The 17335-nt window shown below is 67.2% G+C and carries 15 protein-coding genes; 12 read left to right on the forward strand and 3 right to left on the reverse strand.

Translation table 11 applies throughout. The features are described from left to right. Positions 1-120: 120 nt before the first annotated feature. A complete protein-coding gene (locus ACFYVR_RS07815) occupies positions 121-1791 on the reverse strand; it encodes an MDR family MFS transporter (RefSeq protein ID WP_387471392.1) in 1671 nt (556 codons plus the stop codon). A 399-nt stretch (positions 1792-2190) separates the two neighbouring features. On the opposite strand from ACFYVR_RS07815, the gene ACFYVR_RS07820 reads away from it, so the two are divergent. The 11 genes from ACFYVR_RS07820 (at position 2191) to ACFYVR_RS07870 (ending at position 13612) form a co-directional block, all read left to right on the forward strand. Continuing rightward, entirely contained in the window at positions 2191-3411 is a 1221-nt protein-coding gene (locus ACFYVR_RS07820) for an amidohydrolase family protein (RefSeq protein ID WP_387471394.1), read from the forward strand. Positions 3412-3847: 436 nt separating this feature from the next. Then, complete coding sequence (locus tag ACFYVR_RS07825; protein WP_387471396.1) at positions 3848-5497, forward strand: flavin-containing monooxygenase; 1650 nt, start codon at positions 3848-3850, stop codon at positions 5495-5497. A 51-nt stretch (positions 5498-5548) separates the two neighbouring features. Then, complete coding sequence (locus ACFYVR_RS07830; protein ID WP_387471398.1) at positions 5549-6511, forward strand: hypothetical protein; 963 nt, start codon at positions 5549-5551, stop codon at positions 6509-6511. A gap of 58 nt (positions 6512-6569) precedes the next feature. Next, entirely contained in the window at positions 6570-7508 is a 939-nt protein-coding gene (locus ACFYVR_RS07835; RefSeq protein ID WP_387471400.1) for an SDR family NAD(P)-dependent oxidoreductase, read from the forward strand. 78 nt (positions 7509-7586) lie between these two features. Next, positions 7587-7982, forward strand: a complete 396-nt coding sequence (locus ACFYVR_RS07840) for a Zn-ribbon domain-containing OB-fold protein (protein WP_387471402.1) — start codon at positions 7587-7589, stop codon at positions 7980-7982. Between the two features lies 1 nt (position 7983). Further along, positions 7984-9135 carry a thiolase family protein gene (locus ACFYVR_RS07845; protein WP_387471404.1) on the forward strand — a complete coding sequence of 384 codons (1152 nt, stop codon included), beginning with the start codon at positions 7984-7986 and terminating at the stop codon, positions 9133-9135. Then, the gene (locus ACFYVR_RS07850; RefSeq protein WP_387471406.1) at positions 9132-10340 is read left to right on the forward strand and encodes a CaiB/BaiF CoA transferase family protein; all 1209 of its coding nucleotides are present in this window, start codon (positions 9132-9134) and stop codon (positions 10338-10340) included. The genes ACFYVR_RS07845 and ACFYVR_RS07850 overlap by 4 nt, the downstream gene beginning before the upstream one ends. Positions 10341-10704: 364 nt before the next feature. Next, the gene (locus tag ACFYVR_RS07855) at positions 10705-11112 is read left to right on the forward strand and encodes a nuclear transport factor 2 family protein (RefSeq protein ID WP_387471408.1); all 408 of its coding nucleotides are present in this window, start codon (positions 10705-10707) and stop codon (positions 11110-11112) included. A gap of 179 nt (positions 11113-11291) precedes the next feature. Further along, positions 11292-12038 (forward strand): SDR family NAD(P)-dependent oxidoreductase, encoded by a 747-nt coding sequence (locus ACFYVR_RS07860; RefSeq protein WP_387471410.1) that lies wholly within the window; start codon positions 11292-11294, stop codon positions 12036-12038. A 61-nt stretch (positions 12039-12099) separates the two neighbouring features. Then, positions 12100-12945 (forward strand): TauD/TfdA dioxygenase family protein, encoded by an 846-nt coding sequence (locus ACFYVR_RS07865; protein WP_387471412.1) that lies wholly within the window; start codon positions 12100-12102, stop codon positions 12943-12945. Between the two features lie 34 nt (positions 12946-12979). Further along, on the forward strand, positions 12980-13612 hold the full coding sequence (locus ACFYVR_RS07870; protein WP_387471414.1) for a carboxymuconolactone decarboxylase family protein: 633 nt from the start codon (positions 12980-12982) through the stop codon (positions 13610-13612). Between the two features lie 72 nt (positions 13613-13684). On the opposite strand, the gene ACFYVR_RS07875 is transcribed toward ACFYVR_RS07870, so the two are convergent. Both ACFYVR_RS07875 and ACFYVR_RS07880 read right to left on the reverse strand, forming a co-directional pair. Continuing rightward, complete coding sequence (locus ACFYVR_RS07875) at positions 13685-14224, reverse strand: methylated-DNA--[protein]-cysteine S-methyltransferase (protein ID WP_387471416.1); 540 nt, start codon at positions 14222-14224, stop codon at positions 13685-13687. Positions 14225-14280: 56 nt separating this feature from the next. After that, the gene (locus tag ACFYVR_RS07880; RefSeq protein WP_387471418.1) at positions 14281-14541 is read right to left on the reverse strand and encodes a hypothetical protein; all 261 of its coding nucleotides are present in this window, start codon (positions 14539-14541) and stop codon (positions 14281-14283) included. Between the two features lie 84 nt (positions 14542-14625). Between ACFYVR_RS07880 and ACFYVR_RS07885 the strand changes: the two genes are divergently transcribed. Next, positions 14626-16089: a PLP-dependent aminotransferase family protein gene (locus ACFYVR_RS07885; RefSeq protein WP_387471420.1), complete on the forward strand. Its 1464-nt coding sequence runs from the start codon at positions 14626-14628 to the stop codon at positions 16087-16089. The last annotated feature ends 1246 nt before the right edge of the window (positions 16090-17335 follow it).

The raw sequence follows: 17335 nt of genomic DNA on the forward strand, positions 1-17335 counted from the left end.
TCCCCTCGGGGCTCGTCTGTCGATCGTGCATTGGATCCGCGACCTGACCTCTGGGTTTACTGGCTGCATCCCTCTGTGTCAAGAAAGAATTTAAGCTCGATGTCTCGCATGGCGACGTTTTCACCGGGTCTCGCCCGCGGAAACGATTGCATGTGTCATATTGACGGCGGTGGGCCGAGTCTGCTGGGGGCCGCGGAGGGGGCTCGCCGGGGCCTTGTTCAGCGGGTCAGTTGGCCGCGACGGCGTCCTCTGCTCTGGTGACGGGCGTGGTCGAGGTGGCCAGAGGTGCTTCCACGACGAACAGCAGGGCGACGGCCGCCACGACCGCCAGCGGGGCGATGAAGCCGAAGATCGGGATGAGGGCGTCGTTGTAGGACTCGACGATCGGCACGCGTACCTCTTCGGAAGGGTCAGAACCGTGGCCGGGGTGAGCGTGACGGAGTCTCCGCTCACCATCGAGCTCCCGGCGGAGCTCACTCGCTCGTCGAGCAGTCCGACGAGCCGTGAGACGAAGAGGCTGCCGACAACGGAGGCACCCAGGGTGGCACCGATCTGGCGGAAGTAGTTGTTCGCGGCAGTGGCGGTACCCACTTCACTGCCGGGGAAGGTGTTCTGGACGATCAGCATCAGCACCTGCAAGGTCATGCCCAGGCCGGCGCCCATGACGCCGACGGTGACGCAGATCCTCCACACCGGCGTGCTCAGCGAGATCGTCGACAACAGCACGAGCGCCAGAGCGACGACGAGGGTTCCGGCGATGGGGAAGGCCTTGTAGCGGCCGGTCGCGGAGATCACCCGCCCGGTCACCGTCGACACGACCATCATCGAGATCATCATGGGGATCATGGTCAGACCCGCCTCGGTGGCCTCGGCGCCGGTCGCCATCTGGAGATAGGTGGGCAGGTAGCCCGTCGATCCGAACATGGCCACGCCCATGGCGAGGCCTGCGATGGTGCAGCAGATGAAGTTCCGTTCGCGGAACAGGTGGGGCGGCATGACCGGTGCCGGGGAGCGCCGCTCGATCGCGACGAAGGCCGCGACGGCGACCGCGGTCCCGACGCCGAGCGCGAGGATCGGCGGAGACGTCCAGTCGTACGTCGTGCCGCCCCAGCCGCTGATGAGGACCAGTCCGGTGGTGGCCAGGGCGAGCACCGCGATGCCCGCGGTGTCGATGCGCTGGTCGGTCCGCTCGCGTCGGGGCAGGCGCAGGAAGACCAGAGCGGACAGCAGCGCCACCAGTCCGACCAGGATGTTGAGCCAGAAGACCCAGCGCCATCCCGGTCCTTCGGTGAGCCAGCCGCCCAGGAGGGGCCCGGCGAGCGAGGACACCGCAAAGACGCTGCTCATGATGCCCATGTACTTTCCCCGCTCTCGCGCGGGGATGACGTCCGCGATGGCGGCCTGGGCCAGAATCATCAGCCCGCCGGCGCCGAGGCCCTGGATCGCGCGCGAAGCGATCAGCCAGGTCATGTTCATGGCGAGGCCGCAGCATGCGGACCCGGTGATGAAGATGCTGATCGCGATCACCAGGAGTGGCTTTCGGCCGAAGGTGTCGCTGAGCTTGCCGTAGGCCGGCATCACGACCGTCGTGGCGAGGGTGAACGTGGTGATCGCCCAGAGCATCTGATCGACACCGTGGAGCTCGCCGACGATGGTGGGCAGGGCCGGGCTGAGCACTGTCTGGTTCAGCGAAGCCAGCAGCATCGTCACCATCAGGCCGCAGAACAGAAGATTGACCCGGGTGGTGTCCCGGGGGACGTCCCCGGAGATGTCCGGTTCGGCTGGTGTCATCGGGGTCCTCTGTGAGTCGAGGTCGCCGGGGGCGGCTGCCTCCGAGCGGTGTACGGGCGCGACGTTTCCTGCTCGAAGCAGGCTCCTGCAGCGGGTGTCGAGTGCGGGGGCTGTCCGGCTGCGTGGCCGGGAAAGCAATGTGCGCGAACGGATCTGGAATCGGACGGGCGCTCGGCTCAGGGCCCTCCGCCGCGCGGCGGCGGGGGTGGATCGATCACCTGGTGACCATTGACAACATGAGCGCTCGTGATTAATTTAACCCTGACCCGCTGGTGATAGCTACCCAGTGAGGGGGATCTGCATAAGCGCTTCGAGAGGGAAGCGTTCTCTATCGCTGTTTGCGAGTCATCTGAATGGTCTACGGAGAGGTGTCCGATGAGGACTGAAGACTTGATTCTGGTGAGCACGGACGATCACGTGATCGAGCCGACCCACCTGTTCGAGGGTCGCGTTCCGGCGAAGTACGCCGATGCGGCGCCGAAGTTCATCACCCGTGAGGACGGGACGATGGCCTGGGTGTACGGCGACACCGTCGTCCTCAACCCGGCCGTGCAGGCCGTCGTCGGCCGCCCGAAGTCCGAGTGGGGCATGGACCCGGTGTGTCGTGAGGAGATGCGACCGGGTGTCCACGACATCCATGCCCGCGTCAAGGACATGGACGTCAACGGAATGCTGGGGTCGATGTGCTTCCCCTCGTTCGTCAGGTTCTCCGGCGCCCTCTTCCTCGAGAACGGCGACCGCGACCAGTCCGCGGCAATGGTCCGCGCCTACAACGACTGGCACGTCGACGAGTGGGCCGGCACCTACCCCGGCCGGTTCATCCCGCTGGCCATCCCGATCCTGTGGGACCCGCAGCTGGCCGCCGAGGAAGTCCGTCGCATGGCCAGGAAGGGCTGCCACGCGGTCACCTTCACCTCGAACCCGTACGACCTGGGTCTGCCGAGCATCTACCGGGACCACTGGGACCCCTTCTGGCGTGCCTGTGAAGAAGAGGGCACCGTAGTGTGCATGCACATCGGGTCCAACTCGAAGACGCCGATGACCTCCCCGGACGCACCGGTCGAGCTGATCTACTCGCTGTCTCCGATCGGCTCGTTCGAGGCCGCCGCCGACCTCGTGTGGAGCAAGCTGTTCCTCAGGTTCCCGAAGCTGAAGGTTGCCCTCTCCGAAGGCGGAATCGGCTGGGTGCCGTATTTCCTCGAGCGCCTCGACTACCTGTACCAGCACACCCAGCACTGGTCCGGTATGGACCTCGGCGGTCACCTGCCCTCCGAGTTGTTCAACAACAACGTCATCACCTGCTTCATCGACGACGAGGTCGGTGTCGACAACATCGACAAGCTCAACGTCGACAACGTCACCTGGGAATGCGACTACCCGCACTCCGACACCATGTGGCCGAACTCGCCCGAAGGGTCGATGCGCTACATGAGCCGACTCAGCGACGAGCAGATCAACAAGATCACCCACCTCAACGCGATGAAGCACTTCCAGTACGACCCGTTCGCTCACATCTCGCGCGAGCAGGCCACCGTCGGGGCTCTGCGTAGCCGCGATCCGAACTGGGACACCAGCATCTCCTCCAAGACCCACCTGCGCCCGGGCGCTGTCACCGCCTGACGATCAAGAAAAAACCGAAAGCCATGTGATCCGTTCTCTCGGGCGGATCGCATGGCTTTCGGTCCACCTGGCGCCGTTCGTGTCGCGCCTCCGACTGCTGCGCAGTGTTTCGAGCTGCGCATTGTTAAGGTGATTGTTTGACTTGGGTTGCCAGATGATGAAGTACCCGGTATCCGGCCGGTGCTGCTCGTGGCGAGTTGCCGGGAAGGTTCCGCGGAACATCCTCTCGATCTGGGGTTTCGTCTCCGAGTTGCTGCGGGATGCGGGCGCGTGAAGCCGTGGAGTGACCCTTGACACAATTGAAGCAATTGTGCTTAATTGATGGCACTTGATCCGGTGGGTTCCACGAAGCGGCCGAACCCCACCCGATCCCGCGCCGGTGTACCGGGGTCGTGACCCCGTACACCCGTCACCGCTCTCGAGACTAGGAACAGACATGAACTCACTCGAATTGGCACAGAACTCGACCGACGTCGACGTCCTGGTCATCGGTGCCGGTGTGATGGGTATCTACCAGCTCCATCGCGTTCGCGAAGCTGGTTTCGACGTCAAGTTGATCGAGGCGGGCAGTGGCGTCGGTGGGGTGTGGTTCTGGAATCGCTACCCGCAGGCCCGATTCGACTCCGAGAGCTACGCCTACGGGTATCTCTTCTCCCAGGAGCTGTTCAACGAGTGGGAGTGGACCGAACACTTCGCCGGGCAGCCCGAGATCGAAGCCTACCTCAACCACGCCGTGGACAGGTTCGATCTGCGAAAGGACATGCAGTTCAACACGAGGGTGACCTCCGCGGTCTACGACGAGGTGACCGGAACCTGGGTGGTCGGCACCGACGACGGCTCGCAGCTGCGGGCGCGCGTCGTCATCTCCGCCACCGGCGGGCTGTCCGTGCCGTTCTTCCCCGACCTGCCGGGAATCGAGGACTTCCGGGGCGAGTCCCATCACACCGGCCTGTGGCCGACCACCCCTGTCGACTTCACGGGCAAGAAGGTCGCGGTCGTCGGTAGCGGTCCCAGCGGCATCCAGGTCTTCCCGACGATCGCCGCGGAGGCAGCGGAGCTCACCATGTTCCAGCGCACCGCGAACTGGTGCACGCCGCTGAACAACCGGCCGATCACGGCCGAGGAGTGGGACGACCTCCGCGCCAACTTCCCGCAGATCCGGGACACCCTGAACCGGTCGGTGCACGGCTTCCTCCACGAGCTCAATCCCACGGTGTCCACCGACTTCACGAAGGAGGAGCGCCGGGAGTTCTTCGAGAAGCTGTGGCAGAGCCCGGGTTTCTCCAAGCTCACCACCAACTACGCGGACATGACGACCAACCCGGAAGTCAACCGCGAGTTCTGCGACTTCATCGCCGACAAGATCCGCAGCATCGTCAAGGACCCCGAGACCGCGGACAACCTGATCCCGAAGGACCACCGCTTCGGCGGCAAGCGTGCGCCGTTCGAGAACGGCTTCTACGAGACCATGAACCTGCCGCACGTCTCGCTCGTCAACCTCAGGAAGAACCCGATCGTCCGGCTGACCGAAACCGGAATCGAGACGAGTGAGGGGTTCCAGGAGTTCGACGTCATCGTGTGGGCAACCGGCTTCGACTTCGGTACCGGCGCACTCAGCCGGATGGGCGTCGTCGGCCGTGACGGGGTTCGCCTCGAAGAGCACTGGGACGCCGGCCCGACGACCTACCTCGGTTTCACGGCGCACGGCTTCCCGAACCTCTTCTTCCCCGGCGGACCGCACGGCGCGGGCGGCGGAAACTACCCCCGCTACGGAAGCGATCAGGTCGACTTCATCACCGATTCCCTGGTGTTCCTCCGCGATTCCGGCGAGACCGTCTTCGAGGCGCCCGCCGAAGCCGAGGCGAAGTGGATGGACATGGTCAACACGCTCGCACCGCACAGCATGTTCTCGAAGGAACACAGTCACTACTACGGTGCGAACATTCCCGGCAAGCCCCGGCGGTTCCTCCTCAACCCCGGTGGCCGCGGCAAGCTGCACGAGATGATCGCCGACGTGGTCGGGAGCAACTACCGCGGATTCCTCCACACCCCCGAGGGCGCCCGTTCCGCAGAACTGGTCCGGTAGTTCCTTCGGATCTCCCGTGATCACACCACCCGGCACCGAGAGAGGATGGCGATGGCCGAGAACGCCGGCAGCTTGATCGAACTTCAGGACGGTACGCGCGACTTCCGCACGCTGATGATCCACCGCCCCACGCTTCACGTGGATCGCGGCGCGGCGGAGGACTTCTACCTGCGCGTCTTCGGGCGATCGAGCACGCCACTCGAATCGGTGATGAAGACTCCGCCGAGGCCGAACCACGCAATCGACTACTCGATGTTCACGTCGGTGAGTGACGTGTTCATCGACAACCTCGATCCGAAGCGGTACATCACCGACGGAATCCAGCGTTTTCCCGATGCCGGGCAGGGACATCTGCGGACCTTCGGGTGGTACATCGAGGGAATGCCGGAGCTCTACCGGGAGCTCAGGCGGCACGGCATCCGGGTCACCAACGGCCAGGGTCAGGTCGCCGAAGGTGACGACACGCCGATGGCCGGCCCCATTCCGCACTTTCGCGCACTCCCGGCCGACGCCGGAATCGGGTACCAGTTCTTCCCGATGTTCCCCTTCGAGCCGGACCCCCGCTTGAAGGACGGATGGTCGATTCCCGCTGTTTCCGAAGACGATCCGCTCGGGATCGAGTACTGCTCGCATCACACGGTGTTGACCGGTGACCCGGCCCGGGCACTCGAGCTGGTGGTCGACGTCCTGGGTGGAACCGTCCTCGACGAGGGGCACGACGACGTTCGGGGCCTCACCGGAACGTACGTCCATCTCGCCGACGCGATCGTCCAGTACGCGATGCCCGACGAGGGTTCGGCTGCGGCGGCGGACCTCGCGGCGAACGGCCCCGACGACGTCTACCACGCGATCACCTGGAAGGTGGTCGACATCGAGCGGGTCGAGCGCCATCTCGGGGCTCAGGGTGTCCGCATCCTGACCCGCACCCGGGACACGATCGTCACCGATCCCGCCACGAGTCTCGGTGTCCCGTGGGGATTCACCACCAAACAGGTCCCCGGTGATCCGCGGTGACCAGTCAGCGAGCAGGGGAATTCTCCTCCGTCTGCAGTACAAGCATGAAAGGTTGCGCATGAGTAAGTACCGCTTCGATGGCCGAGTCGCGATCGTCACGGGTGCCGGCCGCGGAATCGGCCGGGCGCACGCCCTGCTTCTCGGCGAGCTCGGCGCGCACGTAGTCGTCAACGATCTGGGCGGCAGCAAGGAGGGCTTCGGGTCCGACCCGGGCCCCGCTCAGGATGTGGTCGCCGAAATCATCGCTGCCGGCGGCTCGGCTGTGGCCGACCTGAACAACGTCGGTACGCCCGAAGGGTGTCAGGCGCTGGTCGATTCGGCGATCCGGGAGTTCGGCCGGATCGACGTGCTGGTCAACAACGCGGGCATCTCGGAGTTCAAGGGGCCGCTCGAGGCGGATGTCGCGAATCTCGAGCGCACCCTGGCGGTGCACGTCGGTGGCTCGTACTTCACCACCCTCGCCGCGTGGCCCCACATGGTCGAGCAGGGCTACGGGCGCATCGTCATGACGACGTCCCACGGGCTGCTCGGATTGCCCGACAACCTGGCCTACGCCACGGCGAAGGGCGGAATCATCGGTATGGCCCGCAGTCTCACGGTTGCCGCAGGCGACCAGGACATCAAGATCAACGTCCTGGCGCCGGCGGCGGACACCCGCCGCGGTTCGGGCAAGTCGAGTCTGCAGGGACGCCCCGTCACGGCTGCGCTCGACGCCGAACTGGTCGGTCCGATGATGGCCTACCTGGCACACGAGGAATGCCCGGTCCGGGGTCAGATCTTCGGTGCGGGTGCCGGTCGCTTCACCCGGTTGTTCATCGCCGAGACCCCCGGCTATCTCCACACGGATGAGGCCCGACCGACGGTCGAGGACGTCGTCGCGAACTGGGACCAGATCAACGACGAGACCGGATACCACGTTCCGACGTCGCTCGTCGAATGGTCCGATCGCTTCATGGCGCACCGTCGTGCTCCGACGCAGGCCGGTGCGCCCACCTGAGATTTCCGGCACCTCGCCGAAGTAGGAGATACCGATGATTGATCCCAGTGACCACCACCGAATGATTGGAGACGTCGGATGAGCACACAGACCCCGGTGATGCCGTTCGCCGACCTCGCCGCCGACAAGCAGGTGATCGACACCGCGGCCGACGGAACGGTCCGCCTGATCGCCGCTCGGTGCCACGCCTGTGGCACTGCGTGGTTCCCCCGCAACGCCGTGTGTCCGAAGTGCGCAGCATCGGATCCCGAGCGGTTCCTGATCGGGCCGAACGCAACGCTGTACTCGTACAGCACGGTCCATGTTTCGTCGGCTCGGGAAACCCCGTACACGATCGGGTTCGTCGACCTCGACGAGGGTGTGCGGGTTCTCGCCACCATCGACGTGGAGGCGGGTCTGCCCGAGCTCGACACTCGCTGCCGACTCCAGGTGGGCGAGGACGGTCGTTGGTGGTTCGCTCCGGAGGAGAACTGACATGAGTAGTGGCGCACATGTAATCGGCGCGGGGATGATCGCCTTCGGGCGTCACCCGGAGTCGTCCTACTCGGGACTGGCAGTTCCCGCGGTGCTCACGGCCCTCGCGCATGCGGGCATCACCCCGGGTGAGGTCGGTGCGATGTGGACCGGCCACGCCTTCGGCGGCATGCTCACCGGCCAGCGGATCGCCAAGGAGGTCGGAATCAGCGGTGTTCCGGTCGTCAACGTCGACAACGCCTGCTCGGGTGGTGCGACCGCGCTGCACGAAGCCCAGCGTGCGATCCGGGACGGCCACTGCGACATCGCCCTGGTCGTGGGTGTGGACAAGCTGACCCAGTTCGGTGGCGGCACCCTCCCGCTGGTGGCCGAGGACTGGGAGGTGCAGCAGGGCATGGTGATGCCTGCGATGTACGCGATGCGTGCCCGGCGCTACCTCCATGACCGTGGCGCCACCGTGGAGGACCTCGCCCAGGTCACGGTCAAGGCCCGCAGCCACGCCGCCCGCAACCCGTTCGCGCAGTACCGCAAGGCGGTGACCACCGAAGAGGTGCTGGCATCGCGGATGATTGCGGACCCGCTCACCATGCTCCAGTGCTGCCCCACGGGCGACGGTGCCGCCGCCGTCGTGGTGGTCTCCGACGAAGTGCTGCGCCGACTGGGTGTCCCGGCCATGACGGTTCGCGCCTCGGTCATCCACTCGGGCACCTTCGAGGTGGGGTACCGGGACATGCTGCGCCCCGAGATCACCTACGACTCCGCGCGTGACGCCTACGAGGCGGCCGGGATCGGTCCCGGGGATCTCGACATGATCGAGCTCCACGACGCGTTCTCCGTCGCCGAGCTCGTCTACTACGAGGCCCTCGGTCTGTGTGAGGCAGGCGAGGGCGTGAAGATGCTGCGCAACGGCGAGACCACCTACGGCGGCTCCGTGGTCGTCAACCCCAGTGGCGGCCTGCTCTGCAAGGGCCACCCCGTCGGCGCCAGCGGTGTCGCGCAGGTTGTCGAGGCGTTCTGGCAGCTCACCGGCACTGCCGGCGACCGGCAGATCGACAACCCGCGTCTGGCGATGACGCACGTGACCGGCGGCGGCATCTCCGGCCTGGATCACGGGGCGTGCGCCATCCACATCTTCGAGCGGACCGGGCGATGAGTGCCGGGCAGTCGCGCTCGGGAGCTCTCTCGGGTGTGCGGATCATCGATCTGACGACCTTCCTGTCCGGCCCGTTCTGCACGCAGATGCTCGCCGATCTGGGGGCCGACGTCATCAAGGTCGAGAACCCCGCCGGCGACAGCAGCCGCACAGTGCCTCCGCACTTCGTCGGCGACGACAGCGCGTACTTCCTGTCGACCAACCGCAACAAGCGCAGCATCGCGGTCGACATGAAGTCTCCGCACGGCGTGGATGTCGTCCGACGGCTGATCGCTTCCGCGGACGTCGTTGTGGAGAACTTCCGTCCGGGCGTGTGCGCACGGCTGGGAATCGACCCCGAGGAGATTCGTGCGGGGCAGCCCCAGCTGGTGTGGGCGTCGATCACCGGGTTCGGGCACGAGGGTGCCTGGCGGGACCGCGGCGCCTACGACCTGATCGTGCAGGCGGCCTCCGGCGTCATGAGCCTGACGGGTGAACCCGGCGGTCCGCCGGTGCGTCTGGGCATTCCGGCGGGCGACCTCGTCGCCGGGCTGTACGCGGCCGTGGGCATCGGTGCCGCCCTGCACGACCGGTCACGTACCGGCCTGGGGCGGATGGTCGACGTCGCGATGTTCGACAGCCAGTTGGCGATGCTGTCCTACCAGTCGGCCTACGCGCTCATCGCCGGGGTGACGCCACCGCCGCAGGGCAGTGCCCATGATTCGATCCCGACCTACCGCACGTTCCGTGCGGGAGACGGTCGGGTGGTCGCGATCACCGCGAACACGGACGGCATGTGGCGCAACGCATGTGTGGTTCTCGGTATCCCCGAGCTGACCGAGGATCCACGCTTCGTCGACGCGGGTTCGCGACTCGAGAACCGTCACGAGCTGTGGGTTCTGTGGGAGGCCGCGTTCGCGACCCGGCCGGCTCAGGAGTGGGTCGACCTGATGACCGCCAAGGGGGTTCCGGCGGCGACCATCCGGACGGTCCCCGAAGCGCTCGAGGAATCCGAGGCCGCGGGCAGGGAGATGATCGTCGACCTCGACAACGGGGACCACTCGATTCGGGTGGTGGGCAACCCGATGCGGATGAGTGGCGCTCCCGGCGGCGCGCATTCGTACCCGCCGGGGCTGGGGGACGACACCGATCAGATCCTCCGCGACGAGATCGGCCTCGGCGACGACGACATCGCGAAGCTGCGCGCGGAGAATATCGTTCTGTAGCAGCAGTATGCGGACGTCGGAGGGCTGCCTTCGGCATAGGCCTTTTGATGCTCATCGATTACCCGGTAACCCTTGACAGAAATCTCCACAGTTGCTTAACTTATTGTGTTGCCGATCACAAATCCGTGTGAATCTGCAGGCACAGGCGGTGAGGCGGGGAGAGCGGGCGTGGGAGGGAACTTCCTCTATCTGCTTAAAGGGTCGATGAGCACATCGTCGATGTGCGGCCCTCCGACCTTCCGAACCGGCTGGTACGGAACCGCTCGAATGGCGCCCGGTGCGCCCTTCGAGGTCCACGCAATCTACACCTACCCTTCGATCCCCGGTCCCATCGGTGCATCGAAATGCTGAGCCAGGAGGCCAGATGAGTAAGGGAACTCTGACCTACGCCGAGGTGTCCGCCGGCGTCCAGGCGACCCTCGCGACCTACACGCAGTCCCTGGATTCCGGTCGGTTCGACGACGTTCTCGCAACGTTCATCGCCGACGGTGTTCTCGAGATCCCCGACTTCGATCTGGTCGCGGAGGGACACGACGCGCTCCGCGCCTACTACGTCTCGACCGACGGGAAGGGCGCCCTGCGGCACGTCGTGGCCAACTCGCTCGTCTCCGAACAGCAGGACGGCAAGGTCGACGTGAGCAGCGACCTGCTCGTGCTCCGCAAGGGCGACACCGGCTGGGCGCTGCTCATGGTGGGGACCTACCGGGACACGCTTCGTCTGGACGAGGGCGTGTGGCGATTCCAGCGCCGGACGCTGTCCTTCTCCAACTGACAGACGATGTTCGAACAGGCCGGCGCGTCTCGCACGGTGCGCCAGTCATGGTGCAGGACTTCAAGTATCAAGCTGGTTCATCGGGAAGATGAACCGGCATCCGAAAGGTGCATGGTTATGGCCGTGAGTGGTTGGGCCAGATTCGTCGGGTTGTTCGAGGGTCTGGGGCGGTGCGTCGGATGACGAAGGTTGCAGTAGTCACCGGCGGAGGCTCGGGTATCGGCAGCGCGATCTGTACGCGGCTCGGTGCCGACGGGTACGCGGTTGCGGTTCTCGATCTCAACGGCGAGGGCGCGGAGCTGACGGTGAAGGAGATCGTCGCCGCCGGTGGCCGTGCCGTTGCCTACCAGCTCGACGTCAGCGATCGGGCCGAGGTCGACCGGGTCGTCGGTGCGGTACGCGCCGATCTGGGCCCGGTGGGGATCCTCGTCACCAGCGCCGCGGTCGCGATCCAGGAGCCGTTCGCCGAGATCAGCGTCGAGTCCTGGAATCGGGTCATGGCGATCAATCTGACCGGCACGTTCAACTGCGTACAGTCGGTGCTGCCGGACATGGTCGAGGCCGGCTGGGGTCGTGTGGTGTTCATCTCGTCGTCGAGCGCGCAGCGTGGCGGACCGCGGATGGCTCACTATGCCGCGTCGAAGGGCGGGGTGATCGCCCTGACCAAGACGCTGGCCCTCGAGTACTCGCCGCTGGGTGTGACGATCAACAACATCGCTCCGTCCTCGATCGACACGCCCAGTGTCCGGAAGAAGCAGGAAGCCGGACTGGTCCCGTCGAGCGAAGTGATGGGCCGTCACATTCCCGCGGGGCGGATGGGCACCGGCGCCGACATCGCCGGCGCGACCGCGTACCTGTGTTCGGACGACGCATCCTTCGTCACGGGGCAGACGATCAGCGTCAACGGCGGCTCGTACCTCGGCTGACCGTAGTCATTCGAGCCACCGGCTCGTTCGGCGGAATTTCTTATCAAAGGAGGCACCTTTTATGGGTATCTTGACCATCAACAAGCTGACGGAGTCCATGGGCGCCGAGATCAGCGGTATCGATCTGGACCAGCTGCTCCACGACGAGGACGCGCCGGCGCTGATCTGGAACGCCCTGCGTGAGCACGGCGTGCTGCTGTTCCACGACCTCGGCTTCACTCCCGAGACTCAGGTCCAGTTCAGCGAGCGCCTGGGCATCCTGGACCGCAGCAACGGTGAGCAGTACAACGAGCCGGGTATTCAGCGGGTCTCGATGGACCCGAAGAAGAACGGCGGCCAGGAGACGGTGAAGGGCACCTTCAACTGGCATATGGATGGCTGCACCCTGCCCGTCGAGAAGAACCCCTCGCCGGCGACCATTCTCACCTGCGCGGTGACGTCGGAGACCGGCGGCGAGACCGAGTTCGCCAGCACCCGTGCCTTCCTCGAGTCGCTCGGCGACGAGGAGAAGGACCGGCTGTCGAAGCTGCGCGTCGTTCACTCGGTCGCCGGGTCGCGCCGCCGCGTGATCCCCAACCCGACGCCGGAGCAGGAAGCGGCCTGGGCTGCGATGCAGAGCCGTGAGCACCCGCTGGTCTGGCGCCACCGCGAGGGTCGCCCCTCGCTGATCATCGGCGGTACCTCGGACTACATCGTGGGCATGGACAAGGAGGAGAGCCGGGCGTTCCTCGACGAGCTCGTCGAGCGCGCCACCACCCCCGAGCGCGTCTACAGCCACACCTGGTCCGTCGGCGACACCGTGATCTGGGACAACCCGGGCATGCTGCACCGCGTCCAGCCCTACGAGGAGGGCTCCAAGCGGGAGATGATCCGCTGCACCCTCGTCGGTGAGGAACCCACCGAATAGCACGCGCCCACCAGACTGCGACGGATGTGACGAAGTGAGTGAACCCCGGATTGCCCCCCGCCCCGTCGAGGACTGGGATGCAGAGGTTCGAGATGCCCTCTCCGTTCTCAGCGCGAAGCCGTCCACGGGGGGCGCCGCGCAGCCGGCGGCCCCCGCGCCGGCAGCTCCCGCTCGGCCGGCGGCCCCCGCGCCGGCAGCTCCCGCTCAGCCCCGGAAGGTCCCGAACATCATCGGGATCTACGCCTGGCATCCCGAGCTGAGCCGGAGCTGGATGGTGTTCTCCAACCACCTGCGTGACTCGACCCTCGAGGATCGGGAGCGTGAACTGCTGACGCTGCGGATCTCGTGGCTGCGGCGCGGTGAGTACGAATGGGCGCAGCACACCGGGATGGGTCGGGCAGCGGGACTGTCGTCTACCGAGATCGAAGCGATCAAGGTGGGTTCGTCGGTGTCCACATGGGGCCCGACGGACGCGGCCCTGCTCCGCGCTGTCGAGGAGATCAGCGAGGACCGGTACGTCTCGGACGCGACCTGGGCGGAGCTCGCCGCGCACTTCGACCGGAAGCAGATGATGGACCTCGTGTTCCTCGTCGGCGCGTACGACATGCATTGCATGGTGTTCAACACCTTCGGGCTCGAGTTGGAGCCGGGGATGGAAGGCTTCTGACCTTCTGCGGCCCCGGCCCGACCCGATCTGCACAGAACCGCCCGGCACCGTTGGTGCCGGGCGGTTCTCGTGTCAGAACAGGGTGGGTTCGCCGAAACCCGGGGTGCGCTCGACCGCGAGCAGCGTCCGTTTGGTGACGGTGCCGCCCGCGGCGGAGAAGCCGCCCACCGCGCCGTGCGCGGCGAGGACCCGGTGGCACGGCACCAGAATCGGAATCGGGTTGCGCCCCAACGCTTGTCCGACTGCCTGCGCTGCGCCGGGCCGGCCGATCGCCGCGGCGACGTCGCCGTAGGTGAGGGTGTGTCCCGGGCCGATCGCGCGGGTGACGGCGTAGACACGACGGTCGAAGTCGCCGACACCGTTCAGGTCGAGCGTGACGTCGGCGAGGTCGTCGGGTTCGCCGGCCAGCAGTGCGGCGACGCGGTCGGAGGTGACGCGCTGCTCGGACCCGAGGTCGCACTCCCGCGCGTCGGGGAAGACCTCGTGGACGCGTTCGCGGGTTCGATGCTCACTGCCCTCGGGCAGTTGGAGGCCGACGACACCGCGGTCGCCCCAGACGAGGCCGCAGCGGCCGAGCGCGGTGTCGAAGAGCGAGAAGTGGAGCGTGGTCACGGCTCCAGTGTGGCCCTCTGCCCCGACAGGACCGGACCAGATCAGTCCAGTTTCGCTCAACTGGCCTGATGTGCCGCCGGTCCCGGATCCGTGCCGAGGCTCCGCCCGGCGGCGATCCCGGGTTCGGACCGGGACGCGACCGCCTGCAGGTCGCGGTACGCGCGCTGGGAGTCGTGCATCTCCGGCAGGCGTCCTGCCAGCGGCGCTGCGGGCCCGAACTGGTCGAGTCGGAAGATCCTGGTGTCGCGACCGTGGCGGACGAGGGTGAGCGCGGTCAGTGCACCGACAACGGCGAGGAAGGTCAGGAAAGGAAACATGCCTTCAGCGTGCGACCAACTGGCCTTGAAGGAAATGGCCACTTTCGTGATACTGGTCTGCGTGACAGGACATCAGGTGTTCCCGTGCGGGTGATCGGAGCGGCCACCCTCGCCCGCGACCTCGGGCGGTGGCAACCCGACGAGGTCCGGGGCAGTGCAGGTCGCCGGCCCGGATACCGCGCGCTCGCCGACGGCATCCGGTTGCTGATCGCCGACGGTCGGATCCCGCTCGGGACGGCATTGCCCAGCGAACGCGACCTCGCCGTCGCACTCGAACTCAGCCGCACCACCATCACGTCCGCGTACACCGTGTTGCGGGAGGGCGGGTACCTCGCCAGCAGGCAGGGTTCGCGCAGCACCGTGACCCTGCCCGACTCCGCCGCACCCCCACGTCCCACCGCGGCGCCGTCGACGGCGGTCGACCTCACCTGCGCCGCGATGTCCGCGCCCGCCGACCGCATCCGCGACGCCTACGCCGACGCGCTGCGCGAACTGCCGTCGTACCTGCACACCGCCGGCCTGGAGTCGCTCGGACTGCCGGTGCTCCGGGAGGCCGTCGCCCAGCGCTACCGCGACCGCGGCGTCCCCACCACCGCCGACCAGATCATGATCACGACGGGCGCGCAGCAGGCGCTCGTGCTGGTGCTCGCGCTCCTGGCCGCACCCGGGGAGCGGGTCCTGATCGACCATCCCACCTACACCAACGCCATCGAAGCGATCAAACGCACTGGGGCACGGCCGATTCCGGTGCCGCTGCGGCTCGAGTCGAAGGGCTGGGACCTCGGCGCCCTGCGCAGCGCCGCGCGGCAGACCGCCGCCAAGCTCGCCTACGTGGTCCCGGACTTCCACAACCCCACCGGGTTCTGCCTCGACGAGGGCGGCCGCGCCGAACTCGTCCGGATCGCCGGCGACACCCGCATGACCCTCGTCGTCGACGAGACGATGACCGATCTCGGTCTCGACGCGCCGACACCGCCGCCGGTTGCGAGGTTCGCCGCCGGGGCCCGCGCCGACGTCGTCACCATCGGGTCGATGTCGAAGGCGTACTGGTCCGGTCTGCGGATCGGCTGGATCCGCGCCGACGTGTCGACCGTCAACGCGGTGCTCGCGATCCGTTCCGCGATCGACCTCGGCTCCGCCGTGCTCGAGCAGGTGGTCGCGGCCGAGCTCCTCGCCGACCCGGACTCGGTGCTCCCCGCCCGGCGGGAGCGGTTGCGGCACCAGCGTGCCGTGCTCGTGGACGCGCTGGCGGAGGAGCTGCCCGAGTGGCGGTGCGACCCCGGTCCCGGCGGTATGGCGCTGTGGGTGCAGTTGCCCGAGCCGCTGTCGACGGCGATCGCCGCGACCGCACCGGCCCACGGCGTGCTGCTCGCCGCCGGTCCACGCTTCGGCCTGGAAGGAGCCTTCGAACGGTATCTCCGGCTGCCCTACGCGGTCGCCCCCGACTCGTTGCGGTCCGCGGTCACGGGCATCGCCGCCGCGTACCGGGCGCTGGGTGGCGGCGCCGGGCACGCCGCCGAGCTGCGGACGGGAGTGCCCGTCGTGTGATGCGCTTCGCGCAGTGGTGCACTTTCGGAGGTCGGGGCGTCCACAACTGCACCACTGCGCGAAGCGCAACTCTCGCAGGGATGAGACGTGTCGGACCACCCTTCGCGGACCAGGACGTCGCGCACCTCCCGGTACACCTCGCACGGCTCGCCGACGGAGTCGGCCCAGCCGTACGTCAGCCGTGGACGGTCGGCGAGTTCCGCCGCGTTGTCGCGACGCCGGTCGCGGAACCGGACCCCGGACGACGAGTGGAAACGCTCACCGTCCAGGCGCACGATCAGCGGGACGCCGACCTCGGAATAGTCGACGTCCTCGTAGAGCGTCCGACCGTCCACGACCACGGGACTCTGCCGCGACCCGCGGGGCAGGCCGTGCGCCTGCTCGACGTCGACGGCGTAGCGGTACTCCAGGATCGACTGCACACCGTCCGCCAGGAACCGCACCGCATCGTCCAACGCCGCGCGGTAGCGGCGCGGCCTGCGCAGCTCCAAGTGAGTCCTGATGTCCTGCAAACGAATTCGTCCGTCTGTGGCCAGTCGGACCAGCATCGACATCGCCTCGCGAGCGGTGGGTTGGGCGACGGCCACGTCGACCGCAGCCGCGACCGAGGTGGTCACCGGGAACGGCAGATCGACCCGCAGATGCGCGATCGCCTTCGATCGGTGCAGGACGACCCCCGGGTGCAGCGCCGCGCCGGGGTTCGGGGTCGGGCGTTCGGTGACGGGCCGGTTCGTGGGTCGGCCGGGTCGCGCGGAGTGCGTCCGGGGCACCGTGACGTGGACGGGTTCGTCGGCCGGCGGTTCGCGCAGGATGCCCCACTGCTCGAGGGCGGTCTCGTGGCTGAGGACGGCGTGGGCACCGGCGTAGACCAGTGCGGCGCTCAGGATCATCGGCCGCGTGAGGGGGCCGTTCGTGACGGCGAGAACGCCGTGCAGGACCGGTAGCCACTGCCCGCTGTCGACCAGGTGTCGAATCCTCGGCCACGAGTATCCGAAGTGGCGCGCCTGGGCGGATCCGAGGATTCCGTGCTGGGCGTCGAGTGTCTGTTGCAGATCGGTGTGGGTCGGTGTCGGCATGGCCCGACGCAATCAGCGCCGTCCGACAGACACGCGCCGCCGACGCCTGGTTGTCCACAGGGCCGAGTTGTCCACAGGGCAGTGGTGCACTTTCGGAGGTCGGGCCGTCCGAAAGTGCACCCCAGCGCGGAGCGCCACAGCGCCCCCCGGGGGCGTGTGCGGGGGCGGAC

The organism is Rhodococcus sp. NPDC003318, from assembly GCF_042879035.1.
GTDB lineage: Bacteria > Actinomycetota > Actinomycetes > Mycobacteriales > Mycobacteriaceae > Rhodococcus_G.